The sequence below is a fragment of the Aquimarina sp. genome, from assembly GCF_977115655.1.
On record NZ_CDSBKO010000028.1, the window covers coordinates 36257 to 54289 of the forward strand.

Below are 18033 nucleotides of genomic sequence, written 5' to 3' on the forward strand. Positions count from 1 at the left end.
TTTAATCCCTGGGATTATTTGGCGTTATATCAACTCCCTTAATAATTTTGCAGCATGTTCTGCAGTAATATCTCTTTGAGGAGTAGCAAATAACTCATATCCTACCATAAATTTTTTGACCGTGGCACTACGCAATAAAGGAGGATAAAAACTCATGTGCCAATGCCAGTGATTATTCTTTTTTCCATTTGTAGGAGCTTGGTGTATACCACTGGAATATGGAAAAGAACAATTAAATAATTTGTCGTATGTTTTGGTTACAACCGAAATGGATTCTGCAAATAACCCGGAACTCTCTGTGGTCAAACCAGATATATCTTTGCTTGGTTTTTTGGGAACAATCATAACTTCAAAAGGCCATACCGCCCAAAAAGGTGTCAAAACCACAAATAATTCATTTTCAAAAATGATACGTTCTTTTTTAATTAATTCCTGAGCTACATATTCTTCTAAAAGGGTTTTTTTATAGGCTTTATAATATTTTAATTGCTGTTTGTCTTTTTTTAAGACTTCGTTTGGGATGGATGATTGACTCCATATTTGTCCGTGCGGATGCGGATTACTACATCCCATTATTGTACCTTTATTTTCAAATATTTGTATGTAATTGATAAATTTATTTTTACCCAATAAAAGAAACTCTTCTTTCCATAATTGAATAACGGCATTTATATCATCAACAGACATATCTGCTAAACTTTTAGAATGATCCGGACTAAAACAAATTACTTTACAAATACCTTGTTCACTACGAGCATGAAATAAACCATCGATTATATTAAATTCTTTTGCGTTTTGCTGAAGCGAAGCATAATCATTTACAAATGAAAAAGAACTTTTATATTTTGGGTTTTTTTCTCCATTAGCCCTTATATTTCCGGGGCATAAATAACAATCGGTATCATATTTTGGAATTTTAATATTATGAACGGCTTCTTCTTGTCCTTGCCAAGGTCTGTTCATTCTATGCGGTGAAACCAAAACATACTCTCCTGTTAGTATATTTTTTCTGATATGCGAATGTGTTTTGAGTAAATCCATAAACTGATTATTTTTTCAGGACTTGTTTTAAAAAAGAAATATTTTTTTGGATAGAAGGTTAAGTTTTTTTCCACGTAAACACTGCTAAAACTACAGATATTATAGCAGCACCAATCCAAAATATGGTAATCGTTTCAAAATTGTAAATAGTTTCGCCGTTTACAATCAGCTTATTGCTCTCTATTAAGTAACCACTTGCTATATCTTGAATCCCTGCTGCTGCGTAACTCATTATCCCAATAATACCCAGTGCGGCGCCAGATGCTTGTTTGGATGCAATGTCTACAGCCATTAATCCTCCTAGATAACATATAAGGGCTCCTATAGCTAAACCAAAAATCACCATGCTGGAAGTATCCAGCCACCAAACATTTTTGGGACCTAATAAAAATAGAGCAAGAGCAAAAACATTCATTATTCCAAAAATTAATGCCGGTTTATTTCTTCGGCCTTTAAAGAACGTATCTGATATGTATCCCGATGCAGCTGTTCCAATAATACCAGATATAGCACTAATAGCTACTAATGTATTTGCTTGGGTTAATGAATATCCTTTTGCTGTTTCAAAATAATAAGGTCCCCAACTATTTACGGCATAGCGAGAGATGTACATAAATGCGCTTGACAAAGCTAATATCCAGATATACGGATTTTTGAGAACACCTTTTTGCTCACTCCATGTAGATGTTTTTTTCTTTCTGAAATCTTTATTTACAGGCGGTAACCCTTTGCTTTCTGGAGAGTCATGAAAAAACAATGCGATCATTAAACAGCCTATTACTCCGGTAATAGCAGCTGTCCTAAAACCCCATTTCCACCCAAAATAGGAAGTTACTACTGCAGTTAAAATATACGTTAGAGCCTCACCAATATTATGACTGGTACTCCAAAAACCATAAAAGCTACCACGTTCTTTATCTGTATACCATCTTGATAAAGACACTATACTGGAAGGGGCGCCCATAGATTGTACCCACCCATTTACCCCCCAACAAATAGCAAAAAAGAAAAAACTACCTGTAAATCCCATTATCAGATTTGCTAAAGCCGAAATTAAGAGTCCTGTAGACATAAAACGTTGTATATTAATATGATCTGCTAAAAAACCATTGATTAGCTTGCCTGCCGCATAAGTAAAGAACAGGGAAGACCCTATAATCCCTAATTGTGATTCTGTTAATAAACCTGTATCTACTATTGGTTTTTTAACCACATTTAGGCTTAAACGGCATACATAGTATAAGCCATAACCGAGTGTAGCAGATATAAATATTTGCCATTTTAGCTTTTTATAGTACTTTTTTTGAGTCTCTACAGATCCTTTTATATCTATAGCTTTTGATTTTTGAAAAAAATTTATCAGCATATTTATAGTGTTGAGGTATTGAAATATTTACAGACCACCGTGGGTACTAATTAATCATGAAGCTTTTTTTCTCTCAAATACATTAACAATGCCTCGGGGCGATCTGTCATTATTGCATTTGCCCCATTGTTGATTAACCATCCCCATGAAGCATCGGCGCCCTGAAGAAGCATTTTCTCGTCGCTATATCCTGCGCAAAGTTCATCCCATAACGCAATATTTAGTACGGTAACATTTTGGTCATTTAGTTTTTTGATCTCTTTTAAGTTTTGCGAATTTTCTGAGTCAAAAAGTATCTCGTATGCAATAGGAGAAAGAGTCTTTTTGTACTCTGAAATAAATTTTGAAGGATTTTGAAGGTCATATAAAACAATAGGCATATAAATTATAGAATCCATTATACTACCATATTTGTTTATCATAAAATCTGCTGTTTCCCGTCCTTTAAAAATAGCTTGTTTAGTAGTTTTTGTTTTTTTTAATACGTTATAAGCTTCTTTTACCGTTTCTCCTTCTACTTTGTCCAGATTGACCATGATTTTATCTTTGGTTAAAAGCATCACTTCTTCCAAAGTAGGGACTTGCTGTTTTGCCCCGCTTATCCCACAAGCATTTTTTAAACGTAGTTTTTTTATTTCTGCCAAGGTCATATCACTTACTTTTCCGTCGCCGTTGGTAGTACGATTTACAGTAGCATCATGCATTAGGATCAAATGCTGGTCTTTGGTAAGCCTCACGTCAATTTCTACAATATCTACACCAAGCTCTATACATCTTTCAATAGCTTTCAAACTATTTTCTGGTGCATATCTCCAGTCTCCTCTGTGAGATACTGTAAGAATATGTCCTTTTTTTGGATTTTTCAAATGTTCTAGTACAGTTGCAGTTTTGGCAGGAGTGCTATCAACGTTTTTTTGTGCTATAGCATTTGTGAAATACCCTGTGAGTACAAAAAAACTAAAACAGTATGTGAGTGTTTTTTTCATTGAGATTGTTTGTATCTAAAATTAATATTCAGGATTAGGTTTTGTAGAACAGGGTTTATTTATTTGGTTTTGAGATGTATATATCAGTAAGAAATTTGTAAAAGAGCAATTGCTCTATTTGTGTAATCCGGCATTTCTTAAATATTTTAGTAATAATGCAGGTCTGTCTGTTTGAATGATATCAACGTTGTTATCTACATACCATTTATATATATTAATATCTTCTACTGCTTTTTCGTCATCATGACCTCCGTTATGATGAGACCATAGGGAGTTTACCCATACACCAGATCCTTTGGCACGAATATCATCAAAATACTGTATGATTTTTAAGGTGTCTTGAGGTACAACAAATTCAAAAGCTACGGGTAAGCGATTTTTTAAATAATCGTCTACAATTTCCTGGCTTTGTGGATTTGGTAAGGGGATAATAGGCATAAAAAAAACTTTATCCAGGTACTCCCCAAATTCACTTTCAACTTCTTCTCGTTTTTTGACACCTTTGATAACTACCTGATTTAGTGTTTTTGTTTTTTTAATCACCTCGTAGCATTTATCAAAAATTGAATAGCCTTTATCCAAATTAATCAAAATTTTATCCTTAGCCAGCATTAGCGCTTCTTCTAGTGTTGGTATTTTATGAGCAGTAGGGATCCTTAACCCGTCTACTAATTGTAATGTTTTTAAACTATCCAAAGTCCAATCTTTAACAAAGCCTTTGCCCGTGGTTGTTCTGTCTATAGTCTCGTCATGCATGACAACCAAATGCCCGTCCTTAGTTTCTCTAATATCTATTTCTACCATATCCACCCCCATTTTTATGCAGTTTTCTATAGCTTTCAAAGAGTTTTCCGGAGCATTTCTCCAATCTCCACGATGGGCAACCACTATGATCTCTTTGTTTTTGGAATCTTTGAGATTGGTTATTTTTTCTTCGATAGAAGAAATTTCTATTTGATCTTTATTGTATACAGGTATGTTTTTATCTGGTTTATTGGTATTACAGGCAGCAATTAATACTACTATAATTATTTTGAGAATATTTTTTTTCATCCTAAAAAGATTTTGAGAATCGGTATAAAAAATCAAAAAACACACAGGGCATACCAGTTGTACTTTGAATTTATATTATGCCTGATTCAAAGTATAAAAGACATCCAGGTACTTACACCTTTGGCTTATGATTTTAATTCGGGTTTAATAGAAATGAAAGAGAATCTTTTATAGATCCTCCTTCATTTCAAAAAAAAAAAAACTACTACTAATTCAGATAATATGAATGGTTAATAAATATGGTTTAATAACCAGGGTTTTGAGTAATGGAATTATCGGTGTTAATTTGGCTTTGCGGAATAGGATATAATAATTTATTGTTATCAATGGTAAAATCACCGGATTCAGAATTATGAGCATTCATAGTCTCGACCGCTTTTCCTGTTCTAACCAAATCAAACCATCTATGGTTTTCTAAATTTAACTCTACCCTTCTTTCGTTTGCTATGTGTGCCCTAAAACTTTCTTTATCTGGTAGGTTTGTTGCATTTAGGCTGGTAAGCCCTGCTCGGTTTCTAATTTGATTAAGCAAGTCAAAAGCTCGTCCGTTTGCTTGATATCCTTGCTCATTTAGTGCTTCTGCCAGCATTAATAAAACATCTGCATATCTAATCACAATTACATTGTTTTCACCATCCTGGGCAACGGTCATTCCCGGATCTATATATTTAAGGGTATATCTTACCCCTTTCTCTTGGCCTATAGAAGCGTCTCTTCGTACATCTCCGGTTTCAAAAGCATCATATAGATCTTGTGTAGGATGATTATTGCCACGAGCTCCTGCTACGGTACCAGATACTCTGAATATGGTTGCGTACGGGCTTCCTTCTTCGGCATTGTTTACACCTCTTTTAAATTGAACTTCAAAAATGGATTCTGCATTATTTTCGTTTTCAATACTAAATATATCGGCATAATCAGGTAATAATGAATATCCGGATACGTTGTTCAGATTTGTAATTGCCTGGGCATAATTACCTAGTGTTAAATGTACTTTTCCTAACAAGGCATTTGCTGCTCCATTGGTAGCTCGTCCTGCTTGGGATTGCGTTGCAGGTAATTTGGATATTGCTTCTGTTAAATCTGAGATAATTTGGTTATAAATCTCAGAAACAGGTGTTCTTCCTTGTCCAAAAAAAGTATTGGGGTCTGTAGTCTCTTTAGTTACTAAAGGAATATCTCCAAACAAGCGAACCAGATTAAAATAGGTTAAAGCTCTGATAAATAAAACTTCTCCTGTTCTGGAGTTTTTTATTTCCTGTTTGATATTCGGGATCTTTTCAATTCTGTTTAAGACGATATTACATTGTTGAATACAAACGTAAGCATCTTTCCAGGTTTGATCCAGAACAGGGTTTATACTGCTTAAATCAAAAACATCGATTTGCCCATAATCACCATTATTATTACTTAAGGCTTCTTCGTACGTATTATCAGACCGTAATTCTCCTAAAAAGGGAATATTAAATCCGTATAAACCATCAGATTGCAAACCGTTGTATGCCCCTGATACCACTTGTTCAATTTCAGATGCAGATTGAAAAAAACCATCACGTCCTATTTCTGTTTCTGGTATGATATCTAATTTATCTTCGCATGAGAAAAATAAAAAAGATATAAATATTGTTGGTATATATATAAACTTCATGATATTTTATTTTTTTAGAATGACATATTAACTCCAAAAACCATTGATTTTTCTGAAGGATAATTACCTAAAGTATATCCTGGTGTTAATGGATTACCGCTTGTTTGTTCTGGGTTAAATCCTCTGAATTTTGTCCATATCACAGGGTTTTTTGCTGTTGCATATATCCTAAACTTAGAAAATCCTATATTTTTTAATAATCTTTCAGAGAAGGAATAACCAAGTGTTATGTTTCTGATTCTAAAGTAAGAAGCATCTTCAAGAAAAAAGGTTGAAGTTCTTGCTGCTTTTCTGTTGTTGGATAGATTAGCATCTGGTTGAGGAAACGAGCCATTAGGGTTATTGGTTGGGTGAAACCTGTTGTCAAACGCTTCTTGTGATGCATTCGAAAAAGATTCGTTGCTTAATAAAGTAAGGAACAGGCTGCGATCATATACGCTAACCCCTTGTACCCCATTAAATAAAAAACTTAGATCAAAGTTATTATATGCAAATCGGGTACTTATTCCATAGGTAAAATCAGGGATATTATCTCCAATGATATGTTTATCATTTGTATCTACAACACCATCTCTGTTAGAGTCTTCGATGATAAAGTCTCCGACTCTCGATCCATCAAAACTTGGGTTAGAGTCTATAGCTGCCTGATCTTTGTAGATGCCCAAAACATTATAACCATAAAAAGAGCCAATAGGAGATCCTACTTGAGTAATGTGGCTTCCACCATCCCCTCCGGATATAATCTCTGTTCTTCCCGGAGCAATTTCAATAACCTCGTTGTCAGATTTTGTATAATTCACTCCAATTTTCCACTTTACAGGTCCTAAATTAATGTCAGAGGTGTTTAATTCGATCTCTATCCCTTTGTTTCTAACTTTTCCTATGTTTTGAATCGAAGTAGAAAACCCTGATTGGGACGGAACCGGGACTTCTAATAGCAGGTCTTTGGTATCGGCAATGTAATAATCTGCGGCAAGATTTAATACATCATCAAAGAACCCCATATTTAAACCATAGTTTGTGGTTATAGTAGTCTCCCAGGACAGGTTGGGATTTGGAGAAGTAGAGGTGGATAAACCACCAACTAATTCGTTTCCTAAAATAGAGTTTGTTTCTTTAAACAGTGGGATTGCGCCATAATTTCCTATTTGATTATTTCCTGTTTCTCCCCAACTAAATCGTAATTTTAAGTTGCTAATGGCAAAATCTTCTTCAGGAAAAAACTCTTCTCTGCTTATTACCCAACCAACAGATGCTGCAGGAAAGACGCCGTATTTTGATTCTTTACCAAATCTTGAAGAACCATCTCTTCTTAAGGATGCAGAAATCAAATATTTGTCCAGATAATTATATTGCAGCCTTCCAAAATAAGATAATAATGCCCATTCGTCAATTTTTTTGGTTGCCGAAGTTGAATTAGCTCCTTCTATATTGGTAATAAGGTCATTAGGGAAATCACTTCCTGTTGTGGTTGTTAACGATGTTTTTTCTTTTTGAAAAGAATATCCTGCCAATAGTTTTAGATTGTGATCGTTAAATGATTTATCATAGCTTAAAGTCGTTTCAACCAACCAGTTTTTGTTTACTAATGAAGCTTCGCTGCCTCTGGTTACCGAAGGGGCTTCATCTCTGTATGCTCCTATAAAAGAAGGTCTGAAATAGGTATTGTTAAAACTGGTATAATCCCCTCCCAAAAGTGTTTTAAATTTTAGGTCAGAAAGTAATTCCAGTTCTAAAAAAGTGTTTCCATAAAGTCGAAACTCATTATCTCTATTGGTAATTTCTTTGGCAATAGCAACAGGGTTTTCTGCCAAAGATGCATCAGAGAGGGTGTTTGCTCTAATCTGGCCACTTATATTATAACTTCCATCAGCATTATATGGGGCAAAAAAAGGATAAGAAATTATAGCTTGCTGAAGAGGCCCGTCTGCCCAGTCTTCAATAATTTTATTTGTAGTAGCATAAGTAGGGGAAAGGTTAACTCCAAATTTGACTCTGTCATTTAATTTAGATTCAATATTAAATCTTGCAGACATTCTTTCGTAGTCTGACCCCAAGATGATTCCTTGTTGATCAAAATAACTTCCAGAAACAAAATAGCTGGTTTTTTCACTACCGCCACTTACAGATAAGTTATAACTGCTTATAGGGGCTGTTCTAAAAATTTCATCCAACCAATTTGTATCTGTCAATCCAGATTCTTTGTTTAAGTAAGGGGTTAGATATTCCGGGATTAAGATTCTTCTGTTAGATGGATATCTGGAGGTTCTGATACTGTTGTTGTCCGTAGCAAGGTTTACTGTAGGGTTTAAATTAACATAGGCTCTGTCTCTTGCTTCTTTAATAAGCTGGGCATAGTCATAAGCACCTAATACATCGACTTCTAAACTTGGTTTTTGAAATCCGGTATAGACATCCAGGTTTATTTTAACACCGTCGTTTGGTTTCCCTTTTTTTGTAGATACCATGATAACCCCACTAGCACCTCTGGATCCATATATAGCTGCCGAAGCAGCATCTTTTAGGATATCTATAGATTCAATATCATTTGGGTTTATAGAACTTAGAGAGCTTCCTTCTGTCAAAGGAAAACCATCTACTACTATTAAAGGGTTAGTCCCGGCGGTTAAAGACCCTACACCTCTTATATTTATTTGAGTGTTTTTACCAGGCGCTCCGGATCCTTCGGTAATCTGAACTCCGGAAGCCTGACCAGCAATAGTTTCATCAAATCCTCCAACAGGAACATTCTGGATCTCTTCGGCTTTAAGAGAAGTTATAGATCCTGTTACTCTGGCTTTAGATTGAGAACCATATCCTACTACAATTACATCTTCTAAGACAGATGTGTCCTCTGTTAATTCAACATCAATGAGGTCTTGTCCGTTAACAGGAACTCTTTTGGTAACAAACCCAAGATAAGACACCACCAATACGGCTGTGTCATCTGTAATATTAAGAGTGTAATATCCGTCAAAATCGGTTGTGGTTCCTATAGACGAACCTTCGATTACTATAGAAGCTCCCAGTAAAGGTCTTCCTTCTTTGTCTGTTATTTTACCACTTACCAGTTGTTGAACCGGATCTGTATTTGCAGATTGCTTCAAGGTTCTTTTTTCGTTGGGCTGTGCAACTTTTAATAAAATTTTGCGGTCTTTTATTTCAAAAGAAGTTTTGGTGTTCAAAAAAATCTTTTTTAATACTTCATCAATATGCTCTTTTTTTATTTTTAAGGAAATTCTACGATTTAAGTCTACTGCTTTTGTATTAAAAAGAAACTTAAATTCGGTATTTGCCTCTATTTCATCAATGATTTCTGAAATGGTTGCGTTATCCATGTCAAGAGAAACTTTTGTTTTTTGAGAATATGTAGAATTTGCATGCATAGTAAGCATAATGAAAAAGAAAAAGAACAGAGATAGTTTCATTCTTAAATCAATTTTTAACTTCCATAGTGAAATGCACCAGGGGTTTACTATTTTTTTCATACTTTTAGATGTTTAATTAGTGGTTATCTAGTTTTTTAATCACTTAGCATAATCGGAAAATGCGTCACCATTTTCCGATTTTTTATTTTTTAAACTTAGCATTTGTTAATTCCTCACTCAGGGTTTTTATCCCTCAAGGCTTATTTCAAAAAAAGATTGATTTTTGGCAGTATACCTTGTGAGCTTTTTTTGGGGTTGTAGATTGTTTTATTATCTCATAGGCGTTTCAGTTATTAGTTAATTACAATTTTATCACTTACTATGTTATAATTTATTTGATATACTTTATTGAAGTAGTATAAAACATCTTCTATACTTTCTTCATCTACTTTTATATTTGCATTAAAGGTTTCGTGATCCAGTTTTTTATTATTGTTGATGATGGTTACGTTATAATGGCGTTCTAGTTTTTTTATAATATTTTCAAACGGAGCATTTCTGAATATGATATTTCCTGTTATCCAGGAAGTATAAATTTTGGTGTTTACTTTATGATCAGAAATCGTTTTTTCGGACTTATCAAAGTTTCCTTTGTATCCGGGTTTTAAAGTCATTCCTTTTTTACCTTCCAAATACTGTTCTTGGGTGTTTAAATTAACAGACCCGTCAACTAATATTACTTCTGTATGGTCATCTTCGGGATAATTTATAACATTAAATTTTGTCCCCAACACTTTTACATTAAGCTCATTGGCGCTTACAATAAAAGGATGTGTTTTATCTTCGGTTACCTCAAAAAAAGCTTCCCCGTCCAAAAAGACCTTTCTGTTTTTATCTTTAACAAATGTTACGGGATATTTGATAGAGCTACCAGAATTAAGGAATACCTGTGTTTGATCAGATAATACAATGCTGAAACGTTTTCCGTACGGTACTGTTACTGTATTGTAATGCAGTTTTGTAGATGAAACTTGATTGGTATATGTTAATTTTGAGCCTTTTTGTTCTCCTACAACATTTCCGGTAGAATCTATGATTTTGGTATTGCCTGTTTCAGAGATAATTTTGATGGTGCCATCGCTTAATTGCAGGGTAATGTTGTTCTCTTTAGAAGCGAGTACTGTATCAGGTTTGGTTTTGATTAAAATCTGATGGGACAAATATCCTGTTCCCAAAAGCAGGATGAGTATGGCTGCATATTTATAATATGATTTTAGCTTGCGATAATGAGAAATCTTTTTTTGTTTTTTTATTTCTTTAATTAAATGCTCTACTATTTTATCCGGATTAGCATCATTTATACTATATGTTATTATATAGTGTGTTTTTACATACTCTTTAAAAATCTGCCGGTTAGATGGTACTTTTATCCATTCGGATAACATATCCAACTCTTCTATAGTGGCTGATCTGGATATATATTTAATAATACTATTTTCAATTGCAGACGAAATCATAGATACCTTTATTATATTACTATTACAAAGCTGTTTTTAAACACCCTTGGTTTTCTGTTTTTTTTTTTTTATTATATTTTCTGTTTTTATCATTTTTATGCTCAAATTAGCATTTTGGTATTGAAGTATTTTAAATGATTTTATTAATACATCTTTAACACCTTACCTTATTAATGAAAACTTTTTTTTCGGATAATACTGTATTGATAGACAACCTTATTAAAGGCAATGAAAAAGCCTATGCTTTTTTGATAAACACATATCATGAAAAATTGTTTGTATACGCAATGAGCCTTACCAATGATCGGGATATGGCTCAGGATATTGTGCAAAATGTTTTTGTAAAAACCTGGACGTTTCGGGAAAAGCTCAAATCTAACTTTCCTATACAAAGTTTTTTATATAAAACGGCATATAACGAGTTTATAAATCAATATCATAAAAACCAATCGGTCTCAATTCTGGAAAAAACGTATGCCGAAGCCTTACAGGAGGTTATTGAAAATACAGAAGAGAGCTTTTTGACAAACAAAATAGAATTGGTTAATAAAGAGATAGAAAAATTGCCGGCTAAATGTAAACAGGTTTTTTTATTAAGCAGGAAAGAAGGACTTACTAATATAGAAATTGCCGAATATTTAAGTATTTCTATCAAATCTGTAGAAGGACATATTACCAAAGCTTTTTCTATCATACGAAAAGAGCTTAAAGAAAAAATATCACAAATATTATTTATCTTTTTTAAACAAAAAGCCTAGAACTTTTGTATAAAAGAAATAGAACGTTTTGCTTGTTAAGCGTTTTTTTTTACAAAGGTCTTATTGAGCTATATTATCCTTAAACGAAATTACTGTAGATAGGATCAAATTATTTTTGCTATGGTCGAAAAAGAAATATTTTTGATTACAGCATTTTTAGGATAGAAAAAAGAGGGTGTTTGATTTTTCAGGCACCCTCTTTTTAAAATTTATAAACTATCTGTAATTGTATGGTACTTATTTAATAATAAGTTTTTTGGTTACCGTTTTAGCACTGCCATAAATCTTTACGAGGTACATGCCTTTAGGAATGTCTTGTACATCTACCTGTATACCTTCTTGGTTTTTGATGCTCAACTTAATTTTTTTCATTACTTTGCCTTGCAGAGAACTAATGTACACCGAATGGAAACCATTAAAACCTCCCCAGCTTATATTTACTATATTATCTGTAGGGTTTGGAGATAGTATAACTTTTTCTGTATCGATAACAGCTATATTTTTAGGTTCTTCTACAGCTTTTTTGGTTATTGATTGTGCTGGTGGAATAGTTTCACTACAATTGGTGACCTGGTACCTGTATCTTGTCTCTCCAAGTTCTAGAATATTAACAGAACCCATTTTTAAATTGAAATCAAACCTGGGTATATGAACATTACAATGATCTACATCTTTTACTGCTCTTTTACAACCATTACTATTTTTTTCAAAGGTTTGGACACCAAGTACAGTAGAGTCTAAAAAGTCATTGGTTTTAATGGTAAAGCTATTAGATAGGTCACAATTTACTGAAGCTTCTAAAAGAGCCCAACTTTTAGGATCACTAGTTGTATAGTTATCCCATTCTCCATTGTATAAAAAATGGGATTCATTAGAAGGAGCATTAATAATTAAAGTTGGATCCATGTGTGTTTCTGCATTGTACATACAGCTTCCTGGAGAAAACTCTGTAATCGTTACTGTTCTGCAATATTGTAAGGATTCTTGTACTTCTTCAAAATAGAACCCATGCTCATAGGATTTTAAATCATTATTTGGTGTAAACTTTATGTTATTATCTTTTAGTGGCAGTGATAGAAATTGGTTTGTAGCATTATCCCTTATAAGATAGGTGTCTACTTTTTCGTTTTGAGGATTAATTAAAGTACCTATCTTTATAATGGTATAAAATGTTTTTTGGGTTTTGAATCCGGTACTGCTAATATCGTTTTTTTTATGGCTAAGAAAAAATTGTGAGTTCAGATATCCCATTCCGGCAATAGTATATTCATAAACCCCATTGTTCTTTAATTCACGGTTTAGTAACCATTTTGATCGGTTGTCTGTTACATCTATTTTTTCATAAGAAGCATTCATACGATTTTTAGATACTACCATTCTTTTATTCTCTGTATTACTAGAAAAACTTTTAATATATACTCCTCTATGAATGGCATCAGGATCTGATGGAGCTGTATTTATGTTTTCTACAGGAAGAAAATAAAAAGAGGTATTTGCTTCTATTTGAGAACTATCAGATTTAGGGGTTTTCATCTGTAAAGAAGATAAACCACTTCCTGCCCCTATCATATAACCAGTAGTGGTATTATATAAGTAATAGCTATTTGTTAGTCCTATATTTTTTGTCGAACTACCATACTTAAGTTTCCATTCTGCATTTACAGGATTATTGTTTAATTTAATCTCCCCAAAAGGAAAGTCAGGATTAGAAGGATTTGTAGCGGTTAAATATTGCCCGTTTATACTAATTCTGTAGTTGCCATTACCAGTATATTTTAAATTCCATTGATTTTTTTCCTTGGGATCGATAAAATTAGGGTTGTTATTTGTTTTAAGATCCGAGCTGGTAATAGTGATTCCGGTATGAAATTTATTATAAACTCCAAAATAGTAATTTCCATCGGTAAACACAGGTATTTCCGGAGCAATTTTTATTCTTTCTTCAAAGGTAAATCTTTGATTGTCTGTGTCTTTATATTCTTCAAGAGTTATCTTTGCCCCATCGTTTGTACTGTTTTTATCTACAGTCAAAACCAAGCTAGTTTTTACATCTTTAATAATATAATATTGTTTGTTGTTTTTTCTGTCAGATACTATTTTAAATAAACGACGTTCATTTGGATTAGCTGTAGTTGTTTCAGTACCTGTACCTAATTTACTTAAATAAAAGCCGGGCAAGGATTGTAAGTAAAAAGTATTGTTATTGGCAGAAGTTGGTTTATCTTCTATAAGGGACCAAAATTGATTGTCAATAAGGGCTTCGTTATATGATTTTTGTACTATAGGGTTTATTCCAAATCCGTCTACAGTAAGTACTTTTCCAGAGTGTAATGCTTTGATGACATAATTTTTTCTGGTACTAAATCCTTGTTCGTTTTCATGGTTTTTTTGTACATCTTCGATAGATAAAGGACCGCTGTATACTTTAAAATCATCAATGCGATCTACCGTATTTCCGCTTATAGCTCCTATTCCCCATATTGCAGATTCAGGAACTTCGTTTGGGGCAAAATAATTGCGACGACTGGATAATTTTCCTTCCGGGCTGCCTATAGATACTTCCATGGCATTTTTTTCGTATGACAATGCCACAAAATACCATCCTTTAGAGGTAAATTTTACAGGATCCCAAAACCAAAGTTCAAAACTAGTAAGGGTATTGCTTTTTGGTTTTCTGAAAACAGACAGTCGATCCCCGTTTCTTCGCATACCTAAATGGCGAATTTCATGAGATTGACTAACAGACTGCTTTGCAAAAAACATTTCCTGAATACATGAAGGTTCTGGAGTGTTAAGGTTGCAAGGAGAGATTGGTTTGTCGATATACACCCAAAAAGTGATTGCATATCCGTTTTTGATATCGTGATCGATAAATTTTGGGGTTTCGACATATTTTTTATCATTTCCTGTAAAAGATAAAGCCCCGGTAGGATTACCAAAACGGTCTTCGACAAATGCAATCGTAGATTTGGCTATTGCGTTTTTGTTTTTAATGTTTTCATTTAAATTATCGTTAAACAGATATTCTCGCACCAATGTTGGTGTTTGTTGTGCGGTGAGTGGCAACCCTGTTAAGAAGGTTAATAACAAGGCTAGATATATATATACTATTTTCATGATTTCTAAAAATTTATAATAAATTGAGGTTTTATTGTGCTTTGCCAATAGATTTAAAATATGAAATTAATGCCTGGGGACGATCTGTAATTACATAATTGGCATTATTTGTAGAAAGGAACTCCCAATTTCCGCGGGCATCATCAAAAAAATCATTAAGGTTTCCACTATTTTTGTAATCATAACTCCAGTATACAGGAACATCATCACAGGATACTGTAATTCGCTCTGGTGGATTATTAGGATTTGTTTGTTTTACAATAACTTCTGCTTCTACTCCTTTGGTCGATTCTGGCCAAAATGAATAAGTACCTACCCATTTATTATTATTTCTGGCTCTTTCTACAAAACCACCTGGCTTAAGCATCGGTGAACTTTGTTGTTTAAATATAAGTTCCATCCCATATATATTAGTGTTGTTTAGGTAGTCTGTAAAATATTTCTCTGTTGCATTTTCATGCACTACAGGGGTATAAAAAATATCCTGTAAACTGGTTCCAGCATCTGTTAATATTTTTTCTAACTCTTCCAGTTGTAACGGTCCTTTAACAACAAGTTGCCTTAATATCTGGTGTTTTTTGGCTAATCGGATGGCTTCCTTAAGAATAAATTCATATTCTTTTCCTTTTCCTTTAATATCCAAATTAATCAGGGCTTTATTTTTTAAATGAACAAAAGCTTGTTCTAGCGATAGTAGTTCCTGATTGGTTAAAAAGCCCTGATAGTTTTTAAGTTTGGTGCCTTGTAACTCTGCCCAGGTATAAGAAGATATTACCCCTTTTTTATTAGTAACCCTGTTAAGACATCCATCATGAAAAACAACAGGGATTTTGTCTGAAGTTAATCTTACATCAATTTCTACCATATCGGTTCCTATCTCGATAGCTTTGTCATAAGCTAATTTAGAGTTTTCTGCTGCTTCATGCCAAAACCCCCTGTGAGAAGAAACTATAAACTTGGTTCGATTTGCATTATAGTTTTTAAACTTTTCAATTACTTTGTTAATGTCCTGTTGGCCATATCCCGTCGGGATACTTAACAGTAGCAGCGTTAAAAAAAATAAAATTTTTGATTTAGTTTTCATTATTAAATAAGGTTTTAAGTTAAAAAATGTGTAAAGTATTTTTTTTATGATAATCAAAATTAGACATTGAATATCTTTACCTCGGTTACTAGTTTATTAATACATTGTCTGTTTTCTTATCGCAAACGTTTGCGGCACATAGAAAATAAAATTCTTCACATACCATAATACTCTATACGGGTACTGTTTTTATTTTAAAGAAAAACAGTACAGGCATCGTATTTTTTTTGAATTAATAATCTTAAAACCTTATATATGAAAACTACTACCCTTAAAGATATAGCCAAAGAAGCAGGATTTTCGATAACCACAGTTTCCAAAGCACTAAGTCAAAATGAGCATTTAGATGTTAGTAAAAAGACAAAAGAAAAAGTACAGCACATTGCGCGTAAATTACACTATACCCCAAACCAATTGGCCATTAATTTAAAAAATAGCCGAACTTATACTATTGGGGTTATTTTGCCAACGGTGGTTCATTGCTTTTTTGCAAGAGTTCTTAACAGGATTATCGAAAAAGCCGAAAAAAATGGCTATTTGGTTATTGCTCTCCAATCTAACGAGAAATCTTCTGCTGAAAAAAAAATGGTAAACCTGTTGCTGGACAAAAAAGTAGACGGGATCTTAATTTCTCTGTCCAATGAAACCAAAGACTTTACACATTTAAAAAAAATATTGAGCAAAAAAATCCCTCTGGTATTATTTGATAAAATAGAGCCTTCTATAGACTGTTCAAAAGTTAGTGTAAACGATAAACAAGCTGCTTATGAAGCTGTTTCGTTTTTAATATCTAAAGGGCATAAAAAAATAGCTCATTTTAGGGGGGACCTTAATCCAAAAGTCTCTAAGGATCGTTTTGAAGGGTATAAAAAAGCACTGATTGATCATGGTATTTTGTATGATCCGTCATTAATATATGTTTCTAATACTAATTCAGACTATGAGGATGGTTACAGTTTTACTCAAAAATTACTGGCAGAACATCCCGATGTAGATGCAATATTTACTGTCACCGACCTGATTGCTATTGGCGCAATAAACTTTTTGCAGAAACATTCTATAAAAATCCCCGAAGATATAGCGGTTTTTGGTTTTAGTAACTGGACCACGTCCTCTATGATATGCCCTGCATTATCTACGGTAGAACAACCTTCTGCTATGATGGGGGAAGTTGCTGTAAAAATATTGTTAGAAGAGATCAGAATGCAAAAGGAACAAAAGGCATATAATATCAGGGAGATTATCCTTCCGGCAAAATTAATTATCAGACAATCTTGTTAGGTGGGTTAGTTTACTGTTTTTTTTGGATACCTGGCGTAGTTTGAATTTACTATAAAGCAAAATGATGGTTTTTTCTTTTATTCTGCCATAAAATAAAATCGTAACCATAGAAAAAATCATCATTTTGTTTCTTTTTGTATTATTTCAAAGCCAAAATGATATTAAACCCGCTTTATGTAGTAGGAAATCTTATGCAGGATGGATATCAAGGATAATAAGGGGTTGGTATTTTATTGTGGGTTATTATATTCAACAAGTTTAAAATTGATAAGGTTGTTATAATTTTTTACAACCAAACAAGGAGCATTATCTGTTTTTTGGCAATATTCTATTTTATTTTAACAGTATCAGGAACCAAGTCAGATACATCTCCGCCATTGCGAATCACATCTCGAACAATAGAAGAAGAAATATAACTTTTTCCGGAAGATGTTAACAAGAAGACCGTTTCGATATGTGACATTTTTCTATTGGTATGTGCTATAGCTTTTTCAAATTCAAAATCCCCCGGATTTCGGAGCCCTCTTAGAATAAAATCGGCATTTTGTTTTTTACAAAAATCAATCGTTAAGCCCTTATAGGTCATCACTTTTATTTTTGGTTCATTTTTAAAAGCTTCCTCCATAAATTGCTTTCTTTCTTCCAGAGAAAACATATATTTTTTTTCCGAATTTACTCCAATAGCAAGAATAACCTCATCAAATAACGTAAGTCCTCTTTCTATAATGTCGTAATGTCCCAGGGTGATGGGGTCAAATGATCCCGGAAAAACAGCTCTTCTCATAGGTAGTTGTAGATTTATGTATGTGTATTA

The 18033-nt window shown here is 33.3% G+C and carries 12 protein-coding genes; 2 read left to right on the plus strand and 10 right to left on the minus strand.

Annotation, left to right across the window (positions count from 1 at the left end):
• Positions 1-24 precede the first annotated feature (24 nt).
• The 7 genes from ACZIYX_RS12925 to ACZIYX_RS12955 all read right to left on the minus strand — a co-directional run bounded on the left by ACZIYX_RS12925 (position 25) and on the right by ACZIYX_RS12955 (position 10979).
• On the minus strand, positions 25-1041 hold the full coding sequence (locus tag ACZIYX_RS12925) for a UDP-glucose--hexose-1-phosphate uridylyltransferase (RefSeq protein WP_462682663.1): 1017 nt from the start codon (positions 1039-1041) through the stop codon (positions 25-27).
• Positions 1042-1099: 58 nt separating this feature from the next.
• Complete coding sequence (locus ACZIYX_RS12930) at positions 1100-2407, minus strand: MFS transporter (RefSeq protein ID WP_462682664.1); 1308 nt, start codon at positions 2405-2407, stop codon at positions 1100-1102.
• Between the two features lie 50 nt (positions 2408-2457).
• The gene (locus ACZIYX_RS12935; protein WP_462682665.1) at positions 2458-3393 is read right to left on the minus strand and encodes a glycerophosphodiester phosphodiesterase family protein; all 936 of its coding nucleotides are present in this window, start codon (positions 3391-3393) and stop codon (positions 2458-2460) included.
• Positions 3394-3507: 114 nt separating this feature from the next.
• Positions 3508-4446, minus strand: coding sequence for a glycerophosphodiester phosphodiesterase family protein (locus ACZIYX_RS12940; protein ID WP_462682666.1), 939 nt, complete (start codon positions 4444-4446; stop codon positions 3508-3510).
• A 244-nt stretch (positions 4447-4690) separates the two neighbouring features.
• On the minus strand, positions 4691-6094 hold the full coding sequence (locus tag ACZIYX_RS12945; RefSeq protein ID WP_462682667.1) for a RagB/SusD family nutrient uptake outer membrane protein: 1404 nt from the start codon (positions 6092-6094) through the stop codon (positions 4691-4693).
• A gap of 14 nt (positions 6095-6108) precedes the next feature.
• The gene (locus ACZIYX_RS12950; protein ID WP_462682668.1) at positions 6109-9582 is read right to left on the minus strand and encodes a TonB-dependent receptor; all 3474 of its coding nucleotides are present in this window, start codon (positions 9580-9582) and stop codon (positions 6109-6111) included.
• Between the two features lie 233 nt (positions 9583-9815).
• Complete coding sequence (locus ACZIYX_RS12955; RefSeq protein WP_462682669.1) at positions 9816-10979, minus strand: FecR family protein; 1164 nt, start codon at positions 10977-10979, stop codon at positions 9816-9818.
• Positions 10980-11152: 173 nt separating this feature from the next.
• Between ACZIYX_RS12955 and ACZIYX_RS12960 the strand changes: the two genes are divergently transcribed.
• On the plus strand, positions 11153-11737 hold the full coding sequence (locus ACZIYX_RS12960) for an RNA polymerase sigma factor (protein ID WP_462682670.1): 585 nt from the start codon (positions 11153-11155) through the stop codon (positions 11735-11737).
• Positions 11738-11974: 237 nt separating this feature from the next.
• Here ACZIYX_RS12960 and ACZIYX_RS12965 read toward each other — a convergent pair whose 3' ends face one another.
• Together ACZIYX_RS12965 and ACZIYX_RS12970 are read right to left on the minus strand one after the other, a co-directional pair.
• Positions 11975-14854: a T9SS type A sorting domain-containing protein gene (locus ACZIYX_RS12965; protein ID WP_462682671.1), complete on the minus strand. Its 2880-nt coding sequence runs from the start codon at positions 14852-14854 to the stop codon at positions 11975-11977.
• A gap of 31 nt (positions 14855-14885) precedes the next feature.
• Positions 14886-15938, minus strand: coding sequence for a glycerophosphodiester phosphodiesterase family protein (locus ACZIYX_RS12970; protein ID WP_462682672.1), 1053 nt, complete (start codon positions 15936-15938; stop codon positions 14886-14888).
• A gap of 255 nt (positions 15939-16193) precedes the next feature.
• Between ACZIYX_RS12970 and ACZIYX_RS12975 the strand changes: the two genes are divergently transcribed.
• On the plus strand, positions 16194-17219 hold the full coding sequence (locus ACZIYX_RS12975; protein WP_462682673.1) for a LacI family DNA-binding transcriptional regulator: 1026 nt from the start codon (positions 16194-16196) through the stop codon (positions 17217-17219).
• A gap of 328 nt (positions 17220-17547) precedes the next feature.
• On the opposite strand, the gene coaD is transcribed toward ACZIYX_RS12975, so the two are convergent.
• Positions 17548-18003, minus strand: coding sequence for a pantetheine-phosphate adenylyltransferase (gene coaD, locus ACZIYX_RS12980; RefSeq protein WP_462682674.1), 456 nt, complete (start codon positions 18001-18003; stop codon positions 17548-17550).
• Between the last annotated feature and the right edge of the window lie 30 nt (positions 18004-18033).